Here is a 12,892-nt window from a genome sequence, read left to right as displayed (position 1 = left end):
CGGCATCACCGTCTGGGGCATCCGCGACACCGACTCCTGGCGCGCCTCCGGCACCCCGCTGCTGTTCGACGGCTCGGGCAACAAGAAGGCCGCCTACACGTCGGTCCTCAACGCGCTGAACGCGGGCGGCACGGCACCGCCGACCACCACCACCACGACCCCGCCGAACACGTCGAACTGCACCAACGGCTACGTCGCCCTGACCTACGACGACGGTCCCATCGCGGCCACCACCACCACGTTGCTCAACGCGCTGCGGCAGAACGGCCTCCGGGCCACGTTCTTCAACCAGGGCAACAAGGTCCAGGGGAACGCCGCGCTCGCGAAGAGCCAGCGCGACGCCGGCATGTGGGTCGAGAACCACAGCTGGTCGCACCCGCACATGACGCAGCTGAGCCAGTCGCAGATGGCGTCGGAGATCTCCCAGACGCAGAACGCGATCCAGTCGGCGACGGGTGTCGCGCCGAAGCTGTTCCGGCCGCCGTACGGCGAGACCAACAGCACGTTGAAGTCGGTCGAGGCGCAGTACGGCCTGACCGAGGTGCTGTGGAACGTCGACTCGCAGGACTGGAACAACGCCAGCACCTCCCAGATCGTGCAGGCGGCGTCGACCCTGCAGAACGGCGGCGTCATCCTGATGCACGACGGCTACCAGACGACGATCAACGCCATCCCCCAGATCGCGTCCAACCTCCGCAGCCGCGGCCTGTGCGCCGGCATGATCTCGCCGTCCACCGGTCGGGCCGTCGCGCCGACGGACACCCCGCCGGGCACCACCACCACGACGACCACCACGACGACCCCGCCGAGCGGCGGTTCGTGCACGGCGACCTACCGGACGAGCCAGCAGTGGGGTGACCGGTTCAACGGCGAGGTGACGATCCGGGCGGGCGCTTCGGCGATCACCAGCTGGACCTCCACCGTCAGGATGACGTCCCCGCAGCGGGTGTCCGCCACCTGGAACGGCACGCCGAGCTGGGACTCCAGCGGCGTGGTGATGACCATGAAGCCCAACGGCAACGGCAACCTGGCCGCGGGTGCCAGCACCACGTTCGGCTTCACCGTGATGACCAACGGCCAGTGGGCGGTGCCGACCGTTTCCTGCGCCACTCCGTGACGAGTGCCGGTGTGCCCCTCACATCGCTGTGAGGGGCACACCGGCGCTCTTTTTCCACGCCGGTCACCGGCACCACCGCACACACATCGTCCACTTTGGACAAGCACACCCCGGCCGCCGCTCCGCGTCCAGGCGATCAGGCGATCAGGCGGACGTCGGCAGCCGCACCGCGTCGAACAGTCGCCGCCCGGCCTCACCGTCGCCGGTCAGCGTGAGCCGCCCTTGCTCGACGGCTTCCGCCAGCGCGCCGGCCGCACCGACAACGCGATCCAACGTGCCCGGGTCGGTCTCGATGACGGTGTCCGGCTCACGCGGTTCCCCACGGCTCATCTCGACCAGCCGACCGTCGCCGACCCTGATCGTGAAGCGGTAGCGGCCGAGGCGGATCTCGTAGGTGGCGGTCCACGGCTGCTCCGGCTGCGGGTTGAAGAAGCTGCGCAGCTTGATCATGGCCGCGTCCGCGCCGACCGGGTCCTCCGACAGCACCGCCGCGCCCGCTCCCCACAGCCCCAGCGCGACGACGACGGCGTCCAGCCGCGCGCCCCACTCGGTCAGCTCGTACACCTGCGAGCTGGCCGGCGGGGGCAGCGTGCGACGCCGCACGACGCCGGCGGCCTCCAGCTCCCGCAGTCGCTGGGCCAGCACCTTGGAACCCGCGCCCGGCAGCCCGTCCTGGAGGTCGGTGAACCGCTTCGGCCCCAACAGGAGTTCGCGCACGACGAGCAGGGCCCACCGCTCGCCCACGTAGTCGAGCGCGGACGCGATCGCGCACCCGTCGCCGTACCGGCGGTTCGTCGCCATGGTTTCCATCGTACAGACGGTTGCTTGCCCTTGACATGACTGAAAGTTCCCATTAGAAAGTGACTACTTCCTAAAAGGAACCTCAACGCAGGGAGAGTCCAGAGATGCCCCAGTTCTTCGTGGAGGCTCCGACCGGGGTCCGGCCCGACGCCAAGCGGAAGATGATGCTGGAGATCACCGAGGCGATCGACGAGGCCTACGGCGTCGCGGACGTCCGGGTCTGGCTGCGCGAGTACCCGGCCGCCGACGTCTCCCACGACGGCCGGAGCGACGCCGAGCCGATCAAGCCCGTGTGCTTCCTCGAAGCACCCGAACTGGCGGACCTCGACGCCAAGGCCACGATGGCGGCGAAGATCCACGCCGCGGTCGACGAGGCGTACCGGGACATCGCCAACACCGACGAGACCCTCATCCTGATGAACCACTACCCGCTGGAGAACGTGGCGGTGGCCGGTCGGCTGCTGACGCACGACGCGGAGTTCGTCCAGGCCGTGGCGAAGCTGAACGCGTAACCCCGGGTCGTCCGCACCGCCCGACGCAGCGCCCGACGATGCCGCCCGTTCGCGGCCCGGCGGGCGCTGCCGGACCGCTCAGCGGTCGACGTCGTCGGGGTGCTCGGCATCCCACCGCTGCCGGGCCGCGGCCATGGTGCCCTTGTGGTCGCGGGACCAGTCGGCCAGGCGGGCGATCGTCTCCGCGAGGCTGTGGCCGACGTCGGTCAGCGCGTACTCGACCTGCGGCGGGACGGTCGCGTAGACGGTCCGCTCGACCAGGCCGTCACGGCACAGGCGGCGCGTGGTGACGGTGAGCATCCGTTGCGAGATGCCGGGGATCGCGCGCTGCAACTCGCGGTAGCGGCGGATGCCCTTGGCCAGCTCCACGATCACCAGCACGGTCCACTTGTCGCCGATGCGATCGAGGACGTCCCGGACACCGCAGTCGTCCTCGCCACACGGCCCGACCTGCTCGGCCCCGCTGACCTGCGTGGTTACCGCGGTGTGCGCGACGGACACGGAAGTGCCTCCTTACGGTCCCGGCCCCGGATCACGAACCTGTCGGCGGCAACCAATCCGCGGTGAGGGGTATTCCATGATTCTGGTGACCGGTGTGTCGGGCGCGCTCGGTGGTCTGGTCTTCGACCGGCTCCACGGCTCAGGTCCGGACGTCGTGGCGGGCACGCGTGCGGCGACGGGTGACGCCCGTCGGATCGACTTCGACGACCCGACGACGCTCACCGACGGTTTCGCCGGTGTGCGGGTGCTGGTGTTCGTCTCCGCGGGCTACGCCGAGGACGACGTGGTGCTGGCCCGGCACGGTGCGGTGGTCGACGCCGCCGCCGCGGCCGGTGTCCGGCACGTGATCTACACGAGCCTGGCCGGCTCGGGCGACCAGCTCAGCATCGCCCTGGCCCACCGCTGGACCGAAGCCCGCCTCGCCGAGGCCGAGTTCGACGTCACCGTCCTGCGCAACGGCCTGTACGCGGAGATCCCGGCGGGCCTCGCGACCGCCGCCGCCGAAACCGCCGCCGCCACCGGCGTCTTCACCGCACCCATGGGCCACGGCCGGATCGCGGTGGTGGCCAGGGAAGACCTCGCCGACATCACCGCCCGCGTGGCGTCGGAGACCGCAGCCGATCTCGCCGCCGGTCGGCCCGGCCGGCACGCCGGACGCACGTACGAACTCGCGGGCGCCACCGCCATCGGCGGCGACGACATCGCCACCGCCCTGACCCGAGCCCTCGACCGCCCGGTGACGTACCAGCCCGTGTCACTGGCCGAGACCAGGCAAGCCCTCGCCACCGGAGACCTCCGGCCGTACCAGGTGGGGCACACGCTCTCGCTGTTCGCCAACACCGCCGGCGGCCTGCTGGCCCGTCCCGGCGACGACCTGACCACCCTCCTCCGCACCCCACCACGCCCCGCGCTGGAGCTGATCACCCGCGCGCTCGCGCCGGTCAGCTGAGCAGTCGGGCCGCCGCCGTCCGGACCTCCTCGTCCTCGGCGAACGTGTGCCAACCGCCGAAGTAGGCGATCCGGCGCGGGTTGTCGAGGACGGATCGCGCCACGGTCGTCACGCGTTCGGTAGCCGCGCCCATGTCCGCGAGGTGGCGCAGGGCGGCGATGCGGACGGGGAAGCAGTCTCCGGTGGCCAGCGGCTCGGCCAAGTCGGTCAGGACGGCCACGGCGGCAGTCGGGTCTTCGGTGACGCGCCAGAGAGCGTACGCCGCCTCCACGCGGGTCCAGTCGTCCTCGGAACGGGTCAGGTCGCGTAGGCGGTCGATGGAGGCAGCGGCTTCGGTGCCCAGGTCGGCCAGGAGCGCGATGGCGTGGTGGTAGCCACGCCCCTCGGCCACGTGGCGCACCAGAGTTTCGACGCCGAAGTCCGGGTCCGCGCCGGTCCGCCACAACGCCCACGCCGCCATGGGTTCCGCGGTGTTGTTCCGCAGCGCTTTCGCGGCTTCGACCGCGGGTGGCCCGATGGCGCCGATGGCCTTGGCTGCCCGGGGCAGCGAGCGTTCGTCGGAGAGGAGGCCGGCGACCGCCGGGAGGGCTGCCTCGGCCGCCGGGCCCCACGCCGCGACGACCTCGCACAGGTTCCACCCGAGCACGTCGCCCCCGCGGACCGAGGCGAGTCGTGCGGTAACGGCACCCAGCAGGACGTCGGCGTGCCGGCGCAACGGGATCAGCACTTCGTGGATGGCAGGCTTCATGATCAGCTGCATATGCCGCCCGTGGTAGGAACCGGCGGTTCCGAAGCCGAGCCGGTCGCCGGACAGCCGTTCGACCAGACCGGGAAGGCAGCGGGGGTCGTCCTGGCGGGCGAGCGCCCACACCGCCGCGTCGCCGACGGCGGTCGCCTCGCGGGAGTCGCGCACGGCAGGGTCGACGGCACGGGCCGCGAGGCGGTCGGCGTACGGCTTCGCCTCCGGTCCCAGGCACGCGAGCAGTGCCGCCGCGCGGTAGCGGACCTCGGAGCTGTCGTCGTCCAGGTACCGGCCGAGGAGCGGCAGGATCGCGCCCGTCACGGTGCGCCACTCGGACAGCACGCTCCCGGCCTGCCCGAGGTTCGCCACCCGCTGGTCGACTTCGCCGTCCGCGCTGATCCCGATGGTGAACGCGGTGGCGGCGACCGGGTCGACGGCCAGCAGCTTGCCCGTCGTGGGCACGAGCGCGCCGCCGATCCACGCGGAGTCCTGCCAGAGCGCCGAGTCGGGGTCGAGAACCGCCCGCACCAGCAGGTCGACGTGCGGCGGCGCGACGGCGGGATCGGATTCGGCCAGTGCGTGCACGGCGGCGAGGCGCAGTTGGAGGTCGTCACCGCCGAGCAGCGCGACCAGTTCGGCGCGCAGCGCCTCGTCCGGCTCCCACGTGAGCACCACCCCGAACGCCAGCACGAGGTCGCACCGGGTCGTCCGGTCGGTCTCCACGCGCCACCGGCGACGCAGCGCCTCCACCGACTCCGGGTGCCGGACGCCGTCGGAGAGCATGAGCGTCACCTCCCGGCGCACGCCCGGGTCCGGGTCGTCCAGCAGTGCGAGCAACCGGGGCCTCGTGGCGTCCAACGCGGGCCGCCACGCCGGGTCCACGAACCGGGGCTGGGCGATGACGGCCTCGCGGGCGAGCCTGCCGATCAGCTCGACGACGTAAGGCCGGTGGTGCACGGCCCCGCCCGCGGCCAGGTCGATCAGGAACGGCAACGCGGCCGAAGCCGCCGAGCACAACCAACCACCCTGGTGGTACAGGTTGTCGAACACCTCGTCGACCGCCCGACCCGCTGCTTCCGCGTCCGGGCTCGCACACCCGCGCAGCAACTCCGGGAGGTTCGACGCGTTGCCGTGGTTGTGCTCCAGCGCCGACCAGACGACGGTCATGACGCGGACGGCATGACCGAGCGCAGCAGGGCGCCGACGGTCGAGTAGGTGCGGTCCAGGTCGACGGCGTCCGGGGCGATGCGCCACTGCAGGTGCACACCGATGATCGCGCCGAGCAGGACGGTGCTCAGCTCCTCGGCGCCGACACCGTCCGGCAGGTCGACCTGTTCGACCTTGGACCGCACCTGGTCGCGCAACGCCCGGTGCAGGTCGCCGTACCGCTGGTGCAGCGGCGAGTCCGGCTCCACCGCCTCCGCCATCAGCGTGATGAAGAGCTTGGTCGACGGGCTCCGCGTGAACGCCGCGAGCCGGTCCAGCGACCGGTCGAGGGTCTCGGGTTGCAGGGCGTCCGCATCGGCCGCGAGCTCTTCCGCCACCTGCTCGACGACCGCGGCCAGCAGCCCTTCCTTGTTGCCGAAGTGCCACGGGATCGAGCCGCGGCTCACCCCGGACCTGGCCGCGATGTCCTCGAACGTCGTCTGCCGGTAACCGCGCTCGGCGAACAGCTCCGTCGCCGCCCCGATCAGGAGCCGGCGGCTCTCCTGGGTCGTCTCCGCCCGTCGCGTGGCCCGTGAAGTCGTCACAGGCGTCGAGTCTATCCCTGGCTACCGGACAGCTCACTGACTGTGCAACACTCCCTATGTCAGCCAACACAGAACCAAGGGGGCGGTCATGAAGTGGGCCACTTACCGGTCCGACCGTGGCGATCGGGTGGGTGTCGTCCAGGGCGGCGACCTCTACGCGACGGCACCGGGCACGGAGTTGATCGAGCTGGTGGGACGGGGCGCCGACGGCCTGCGGGAGGTGGGCGAACGGGCGTTGGCGCAACCGCACGAGGTGGTGCCGCTGGCCGACGTGGCGCTGCGCGCGCCGATCCCCCGACCACCGTCCATCCGGGACGCGCTGTGCTTCCTGGAGCACATGCGGAACTGCCAGGCCGTGATGGGCGCGGGCCGCAAGCTGAAAGACGCCTGGTACGACATCCCCGCCTTCTACTTCGCCTGCCCGTCGACGGTGGTCGGGCCGCACGAAGCGGTGCGCATGGCGCCCGGCAGCTCGTGGTGGGACTTCGAGCTGGAGATCGGCGCGGTGATCGGCGCCGGCGGCAGCGACCTGACGCCCGAGGAGGCCGAGCGCGCGATCGTCGGCTACACGATCTACAACGACTGGTCCGCCCGCGACCTCCAGCTGCGCGAGTCGCCCCTCGCCATCGGGCAGGCCAAGGGCAAGGACTCCGCCACCACGCTCGGTCCCTACCTGGTGACGCCCGACGAACTACCGGCGCGCGACGGCCGGCTCGTTCTCGACGTCGAGGCGACCGTCAACGGCGAGCGGGTCGGCGGCGGCAGCACCGGCACGATGGACTGGACGTTCGGTGAAGTGATCTCGTACGCCTCCCGCGGTGTCGAGCTGGTGCCGGGTGACGTGTTCGGGTCGGGCACGGTGCCGACGTGCTGCCTGGTCGAGCACTTCTCCCCCGCCGACCCGGCCGCCTTCCGCGGCTGGCTGAAGCCCGGCGACGTGGTCGGGCTGCGGGTGCAGGGCCTCGGCGAGACCCGGCAGACCGTCGTCGCCGCGCCGACACCGCACCCGATCCCCGCCCGTGCCGACCCCGACGCGACGCCACGCCGGCAGCGGGTGAACCCGGCCAAGTCCGCGTTGCCGTACACCAGGGGACTGCACGAGATCGGCCCGGACGTGTGGGCCTGGCTGCTCCCCGACGGCGGCTACGGGTGGAGCAACGCCGGTCTGGTCGCGGGCGCGGACGCCGCGCTGCTCGTGGACACCCTCTTCGACCTGCGCCTGACCGGCGAGATGCTGGACGCGATGAAGCCGGTCACCGACCGCCGCCCGTTGACCCACGCCGTGCTCACCCACGCGAACGGCGACCACACCCACGGCGGCCAACTGCTCGGTGACGGCGTCCGCGTCGTCGCCGCGGCCGGCACCGCCGAGCAGATGCACCTCGAGATCCCGCCGGACGTGCTGGCCGCCGTGCAAGTCGCCGACCTCGGTCCGGTGCTCGGCCCGTTCCTGCGGGAGCGCTTCGGCCCGTTCGAGTTCAGCGGAATCCGGCTCCGCCTGCCGGACACCACGTTCGACCGGGACCTCACCCTGGACGTCGGTGGCCGCGAGGTGCGCGTGCTGAACCTGGGACCGGCGCACACGTCGGCCGACTCGGTCGTGCACGTCCCGGACGCGGGCGTGCTGTTCGCCGGTGACCTGCTCTTCGTCGGCTGCACCCCGATCGTGTGGGAAGGGCCGATCGCCAACTGGATCACCGCGTGCGACACCATGCTGGCGCTCGACGCGCACCCCGTCGTGCCCGGCCACGGCCCGATCACCGACGCCGACGGCATCCGCGCGGTCCGCGGCTACCTGACCCACGTCGTCGAACAGGCCGACGCCGCGCACGCCAAGGGGCTCCCCTTCCGCCAGGCCGCCGCGACCGTCGACCTGGCCGAGCACGCCGGCCTCCTGGACCCCGAACGGGTCGTGGTCAACGTCTACCAGCGCTACCGCGAACTCGACCCGGACATGGCACCGCTGCCGCAGACCGAACTCCTCGCCCTGATGGCCGCCTGGCACGCCGAGCGGGGCGAGTGACCATGGCGAAACTCGACAAGGCCTCGTACGCGGCGCAGCCGTGGCGCATCCACGAGATCGCCGACGACTTCCGGGTCGAGGACGTGTGGGCGTTCCGCACGCCGGGCGCCGGACCGGACGACTTCCCGGTGATGCTCGCCGCGATGCGGGCGCGCGGCGGCATCGCGCAGCAGTCCCTTCCAGTGCGGTTCCTGTTCGCAGCGCGGTGGAAGCTCGGCGCGCTCTTGGGCTGGGACGAACCGTCGGCCGGCGTCGGCGACCGGGTCGTCTCGCTCCGCGACCGCCTGCCGGCCGACCTCCGCGACGCGCCGCGCGGCCAGGACGACGCCGCCATGCCGCTCAAGGCGGTCTACGAACTCCACACCGAGTCCGCCCGCGAGCTGGCGAACAAGACCGTGCACACCGTGATGCACCTCGGGTGGGCGCAGGGGAACGACGGCGACCACGAACTGCGGATGACGGTCCTCGTCAAGCCCAACGGTCTGTTCGGCCGGCTCTACATGGCCGCCATCGCACCCTTCCGGCACATCGTCGTCTACCCCGCGCTCACCCGGCGTTGGGAAAGCGCCTGGCGCGAACGGGACAACACCGCCTAGCGCAGGCAGGCGATCCAGTAGTCGCCGGCCGAATCCCTTGCCACGCCGTGGGTTTCGCTGGGGAAGCCGGGGAACTCCCGGTCGAACGCCTCCAGCGCGTGCAGGTACCGCAGCACGGGCCCGTTGCCCTCACCGGTGCTCTCACCGGGCATCAGGACCGGGATGCCCGGCGGGGTGGTGACGACCATGGTCGCCACGGTGCGGCCGGCGATGTCGGCCAGCCGCACCGGCTCCGTGCCGCCGCGGATGAGGCGTTGGTACGTCTGCGCGGGCGTGAACAGGGCCGGTGTCGGATGGGTGAAAGCCTCGTCCAGCAACGACGTCAGCTCGCTCTTGCCGATCTGGGTGTGCATCTGGTCGCAGAGCGCGGGCAGGGTGAGGCCCTGGTAGCGGTCGGGGTGGTCCTTCAGCAGGTCGGGCAGGACGTCGGCGACGGTCGCGCCCGAGTCGTACAGGGACTTGAAGTCCAGCAGCGCGTCGAGCAGGGTGCCCCACTTGCCCTTGGTGATGCCCATCGAGAACAGGATCAGGCACGTGTACGCGTCGGTCTTCTCCACTACGATCCCGCGCGTCTCCAAGTACATCGTGAGGATTCGCGCCGGAATGCCCATGCCGCCGACGTGGCCGAGCGCGTCCACACCGGGGCAGGTGATCGAGACCTTGATCGGGTCGAGCAGGCAGTAGCCGTCCTCCATGCCCTCGAAGCCGTGCCAGTCCGCGCCGGGCTCCAGCGTCCAGCAGCGCGGCTCGGTGCGGAGCAGGTCGAGCGGCGCGTCGGCGAACGAGTAGACCTGGCCGGTGGCGGGGTCGGTGACCTCGTCCGGCTGCCAGGCGCCGAAGAACCAGTCGGCCCGGTCGCCCGCGTCGTGGATCCGCCGGCCCAGCCGCACCACCGCCTGCCGGAAGCGGACTGCCTCGGTGATCGCCTCGTCGGTGAGCCACCGGCCGCCGGGGCCGTCCATCATCCCGGCGGCCACGTCCAGCCCGGCGATCATGGGGTACAGCGGCGAAGTGGTGGCGTGCATCATGAACGTCTCGTTGAACTGCCGGTGGTCGACCGGCGACCTCGGCGAGTTCTTGACGTGCACCATCGAGCTCTGCGACATGGCGGCCAGCAGCTTGTGCGTGGACTGGGTCGAGAAGACCGTCGGCCGCACGTCGTCGGACAGGGCGTCGGCGTCGACCGACATCCCGTAGCGCCGGGCGTAGAGCGGGTTGAACCGGCCGTACGCGAACCACGCTTCGTCCAGGTGCAGGCGAGGCACGGTGGCGCCGAGCAGCTCGGCGACGCGGACGGCGTCGTAGCACAGCCCGTCGTAGGTCGAGTTGGTGATCACGGCGTACACCGGGTCGGGGCTCGCCGCGCCTTCCGCGAACGGGCTGCGGCGCACCTGCTCCGCGACGGCCTCGGCCTTCATCGCCGACGGCGGGATCGGGCCCATCAGCCCGTAGCCGTTGCGCGTGGGCACCAGGTAGACCGGCCGGCCGCCGGTGATCGTCAGGCCGTGGTAGATCGCCTTGTGGCAGTTTCGGTCCACCAGCACGAGTTCGTCGGTGGCGATGCCGGCGTGGCACGCGATCCGGTCGGCCGTGGAGTCGCCGTGCAGCACGAAGTAGGTCAGGTCCGAGCCGAAGACCCGCGCCGCGTTGCGCTCGGCGTCGCCGATCGGGCCGGAGTGCTCGAACAGCGACCCGAGCTCGGCGACGGAGATCGACAGGTCGGTGCGGAACAGCCGTTCGCCGTAGTAGTCGAAGAACGCCCGCCCGACCGGCGATTTGAGGAACGCCACCCCGCCCGCGTGCGCGGGGGTGTGCCACGAGTACTCGTGCGTGTCCTCGAAGCGGCGCAACTCCCGGAAGAACGGGGGCAGCACGCCGTCGAGGTAGCGGCGGGCGGCGACCCCGATGCGGCCGGCGACGAAGTCCGGGGTGTCCTCCAGCAGCCACACGTAGCCGGAGACCACTTCGGACACCCACAGCGGCAGGTCGTCGACGGAGGTCGCGGTGGTCACGAGGAAGACGGGCAGCTTCGTGAAGCGGCCCATGAGCGCCCTGAGGACGGACTCCGGGGAGTCGAGGTCCCAGGACACCAGCGCGGCCGAGAGGTCGGCCCTGCTCTGCGTCAACGCCAGCGCGTCTTCGGCGGTGCGCGCCCAGGCGACGTCGTGGCCCTCTTCGCGCAGCTTGTCGCAGATTCCGTCGAGGTGGTCCCGGGAGACCAGACCACCGACGCTGTTGTCCAGCGCCACCAATACCGTTGAACGGGACACGATCGGCTCTTTCCGTCGGGCGAAGACTGCCCTGCGTCTGAGTTTTCAACCGATCGGCCCCCGTGTCGATGCCTCGAAAGCGTGACTGTCGGTCCGTGACCGTCAGTCGAGGACGGCGGTGGCTTCCACCTCGACCAGGTGGTCGGGCACGTCGAGCGCGGCGACGCCGATCAGCGTGCCCGGCGGCACCGGGGTCGTCCCCAGCTTCTCGGCCGCCCGCGCGACGCCCGCCAGGAACCGGGGCATCTTGTCCGGGGTCCAGTCGACGACGTACACGGTCAGCTTCGCGACGTCGGCGAAGGAACCGCCGACCGCGGCCAGGGCGGTGCCGACGTTGAGGTAGCACTGCTCCACCTGTGCGGCGAGGTCTCCTCGGCCGACGGTGGCACCGTCGGCGTCCCAGGCGACCTGCCCGGCCAGGAAGACCAGCTTCGACCCGGTCGCGATCGACACCTGCCGGTAGGCGTCGACCTCCGGCAGTCCACCGGGGTTCACCAGGGTGATGGCCATGCTGCCTACCTCCTCGACACGAGGGCGTTGGTACCCTCGCGGTCTCTTGTGGTTACCGGGGAACCGTAGGAGAGTGGCGGCTGACGTGGAAGAACGCACTTTTCGGTGACTGGGGAACCTCGTGGTGACCAAGCAGTTCAAGGGCCTGCCGGAGGACGCGGACCTGCGGCGGGCGGACTCGTTGGCGCGGGAGATCTTCTCGGACGTCGCCACCAAGTGGGCACTGCTGATCATCGACGCGCTGGGTGAGGGGACGCTGCGCTTCAGCGCGTTGCGGGACGAGGTCGAGGGCATCAGCCACAAGATGCTCACCCAGAACCTGCGCGTGCTGGAGCGGGACGGCCTCGTCGTGCGGACCGTGCACCCCACCGTCCCGCCCAAGGTCGAGTACACGCTCACCGAGCCGGGCCTGGCCCTGCGGGAGACGGTCCACCGGATGTGCGACTGGACGCGGCAGCACCTCGCCCACATCGAAGCCTCCCGCCACCGCTTCGACGCCTGACGGGCGTGCGAGCGAACTTTCCCGGATCGGGTGTCGAGTCGCCGGTGGTGCCGTTCGTCGCACGGGTATGACCGAGAACATGACCGAACCGATCTCGACGCGGAACCTCGACCGGTACGGGTTCGCCGAGCTGCCGTGGAGCAGGCCGCGCGACGTCCTCGCCGCCGCCGGCACGCCCGAGTCCCACCTGACGTTCTTCCTGGGCACCGTGCGGCCCGACGGGCGACCGCACTCGGCGGGCGTCGGGGCCGTGTGGGTGGATGACGCCCTGTACTTCAAGAGCGGGCCGGGGACGCGCAAGTCGCGCAACCTGGCGGTGAACCCGGCGTGCAGCGTGTCGGTGCGCCTGACCGGCATCGACCTGGTGCTGGAGGGTGAGGCCCGCCGGGTCACCGACCCCGCCACCCTGGAACGCGTGGCGGCCGTCTACCGCTCGAGCGGGTGGCCGGTCACGGTGGAGGGCGACGCGTTCACCGCCCCGTTCAGCGCTCCCAGCGCGGGCCCCGCACCCTGGCACCTGTACCGGCTCACGCTGCGCACCGCCGTCGGCGTGGCCGGCGCGGAGCCGTACGGCGCCACCCGCTGGGACTTCGCCCCCTGAGTCGGCCGAGCCGGCCG

General features: G+C 71.4%; 13 protein-coding genes. 7 read left to right on the top strand and 6 right to left on the bottom strand.

What is annotated here, in order from left to right:
* On the top strand, window positions 1-1,117 hold a 1,117-nt coding region (locus tag OQ02_RS31195), incomplete at its 5' end, for a polysaccharide deacetylase family protein (RefSeq protein WP_156077418.1).
* A 144-nt stretch (window positions 1,118-1,261) separates the two neighbouring features.
* On the opposite strand, the gene OQ02_RS31190 is transcribed toward OQ02_RS31195, so the two are convergent.
* The gene (locus tag OQ02_RS31190) at window positions 1,262-1,918 is read right to left on the bottom strand and encodes a winged helix-turn-helix transcriptional regulator (RefSeq protein WP_033442211.1); all 657 of its coding nucleotides are present in this window, start codon (window positions 1,916-1,918) and stop codon (window positions 1,262-1,264) included.
* 104 nt (window positions 1,919-2,022) lie between these two features.
* Here OQ02_RS31190 and OQ02_RS31185 point away from each other — a divergent pair, with 104 nt between their 5' ends.
* The gene (locus OQ02_RS31185; RefSeq protein ID WP_033442210.1) at window positions 2,023-2,430 is read left to right on the top strand and encodes a tautomerase family protein; all 408 of its coding nucleotides are present in this window, start codon (window positions 2,023-2,025) and stop codon (window positions 2,428-2,430) included.
* A gap of 78 nt (window positions 2,431-2,508) precedes the next feature.
* Here OQ02_RS31185 and OQ02_RS31180 read toward each other — a convergent pair whose 3' ends face one another.
* A complete protein-coding gene (locus tag OQ02_RS31180; protein WP_033442209.1) occupies window positions 2,509-2,931 on the bottom strand; it encodes a winged helix-turn-helix transcriptional regulator in 423 nt (140 codons plus the stop codon).
* 76 nt (window positions 2,932-3,007) lie between these two features.
* Here OQ02_RS31180 and OQ02_RS31175 point away from each other — a divergent pair, with 76 nt between their 5' ends.
* Window positions 3,008-3,880, top strand: coding sequence for an NmrA family NAD(P)-binding protein (locus tag OQ02_RS31175; RefSeq protein WP_033442208.1), 873 nt, complete (start codon window positions 3,008-3,010; stop codon window positions 3,878-3,880).
* Here the strand turns inward: OQ02_RS31175 and OQ02_RS31170 are convergent.
* Together OQ02_RS31170 and OQ02_RS31165 are read right to left on the bottom strand one after the other, a co-directional pair.
* Window positions 3,873-5,789 (bottom strand): PBS lyase, encoded by a 1,917-nt coding sequence (locus OQ02_RS31170; RefSeq protein ID WP_033442207.1) that lies wholly within the window; start codon window positions 5,787-5,789, stop codon window positions 3,873-3,875. The genes OQ02_RS31175 and OQ02_RS31170 overlap by 8 nt on opposite strands.
* A complete protein-coding gene (locus OQ02_RS31165) occupies window positions 5,786-6,373 on the bottom strand; it encodes a TetR/AcrR family transcriptional regulator (RefSeq protein WP_033442206.1) in 588 nt (195 codons plus the stop codon). The genes OQ02_RS31170 and OQ02_RS31165 overlap by 4 nt, the downstream gene beginning before the upstream one ends.
* A gap of 88 nt (window positions 6,374-6,461) precedes the next feature.
* Here OQ02_RS31165 and OQ02_RS31160 point away from each other — a divergent pair, with 88 nt between their 5' ends.
* A complete protein-coding gene (locus OQ02_RS31160; protein ID WP_033442205.1) occupies window positions 6,462-8,396 on the top strand; it encodes a fumarylacetoacetate hydrolase family protein in 1,935 nt (644 codons plus the stop codon).
* Between the two features lie 2 nt (window positions 8,397-8,398).
* A complete protein-coding gene (locus OQ02_RS31155; RefSeq protein WP_033442204.1) occupies window positions 8,399-8,992 on the top strand; it encodes a DUF2867 domain-containing protein in 594 nt (197 codons plus the stop codon).
* On the opposite strand, the gene OQ02_RS31150 is transcribed toward OQ02_RS31155, so the two are convergent.
* Both OQ02_RS31150 and OQ02_RS31145 read right to left on the bottom strand, forming a co-directional pair.
* Complete coding sequence (locus tag OQ02_RS31150) at window positions 8,989-11,262, bottom strand: Orn/Lys/Arg decarboxylase N-terminal domain-containing protein (RefSeq protein WP_033442203.1); 2,274 nt, start codon at window positions 11,260-11,262, stop codon at window positions 8,989-8,991. The genes OQ02_RS31155 and OQ02_RS31150 overlap by 4 nt on opposite strands.
* A 102-nt stretch (window positions 11,263-11,364) precedes the next feature.
* Entirely contained in the window at window positions 11,365-11,772 is a 408-nt protein-coding gene (locus tag OQ02_RS31145; RefSeq protein WP_033442202.1) for a RidA family protein, read from the bottom strand.
* Between the two features lie 121 nt (window positions 11,773-11,893).
* On the opposite strand from OQ02_RS31145, the gene OQ02_RS31140 reads away from it, so the two are divergent.
* Together OQ02_RS31140 and OQ02_RS31135 are read left to right on the top strand one after the other, a co-directional pair.
* On the top strand, window positions 11,894-12,274 hold the full coding sequence (locus tag OQ02_RS31140; protein WP_033442201.1) for a winged helix-turn-helix transcriptional regulator: 381 nt from the start codon (window positions 11,894-11,896) through the stop codon (window positions 12,272-12,274).
* 79 nt (window positions 12,275-12,353) lie between these two features.
* On the top strand, window positions 12,354-12,875 hold the full coding sequence (locus OQ02_RS31135; protein ID WP_033442231.1) for a pyridoxamine 5'-phosphate oxidase family protein: 522 nt from the start codon (window positions 12,354-12,356) through the stop codon (window positions 12,873-12,875).
* The last annotated feature ends 17 nt before the right edge of the window (window positions 12,876-12,892 follow it).

It is taken from the genome of Saccharothrix sp. NRRL B-16314 (assembly GCF_000716595.1).
In the GTDB taxonomy this organism is placed as follows: Bacteria; Actinomycetota; Actinomycetes; order Mycobacteriales; family Pseudonocardiaceae; genus Actinosynnema.
This window is presented reverse-complemented; position numbering and strand designations above follow the sequence as displayed.

Excerpts from the sequence above, each read along its gene's own strand:
- OQ02_RS31190 (WP_033442211.1), bottom strand. The coding sequence starts at position 1,918 with ATGGCGACGAACCGCCGGTACGGCGACGGGTGCGCGATCGCGTCCGCG.
- OQ02_RS31185 (WP_033442210.1), top strand. The coding sequence starts at position 2,023 with ATGCCCCAGTTCTTCGTGGAGGCTCCGACCGGGGTCCGGCCCGACGCC.
- OQ02_RS31175 (WP_033442208.1), top strand. The coding sequence starts at position 3,008 with ATGATTCTGGTGACCGGTGTGTCGGGCGCGCTCGGTGGTCTGGTCTTC.
- OQ02_RS31170 (WP_033442207.1), bottom strand. The coding sequence starts at position 5,789 with ATGACCGTCGTCTGGTCGGCGCTGGAGCACAACCACGGCAACGCGTCG.
- OQ02_RS31160 (WP_033442205.1), top strand. The coding sequence starts at position 6,462 with ATGAAGTGGGCCACTTACCGGTCCGACCGTGGCGATCGGGTGGGTGTC.
- OQ02_RS31155 (WP_033442204.1), top strand. The coding sequence starts at position 8,399 with ATGGCGAAACTCGACAAGGCCTCGTACGCGGCGCAGCCGTGGCGCATC.
- OQ02_RS31145 (WP_033442202.1), bottom strand. The coding sequence starts at position 11,772 with ATGGCCATCACCCTGGTGAACCCCGGTGGACTGCCGGAGGTCGACGCC.
- OQ02_RS31135 (WP_033442231.1), top strand. The coding sequence starts at position 12,354 with ATGACCGAACCGATCTCGACGCGGAACCTCGACCGGTACGGGTTCGCC.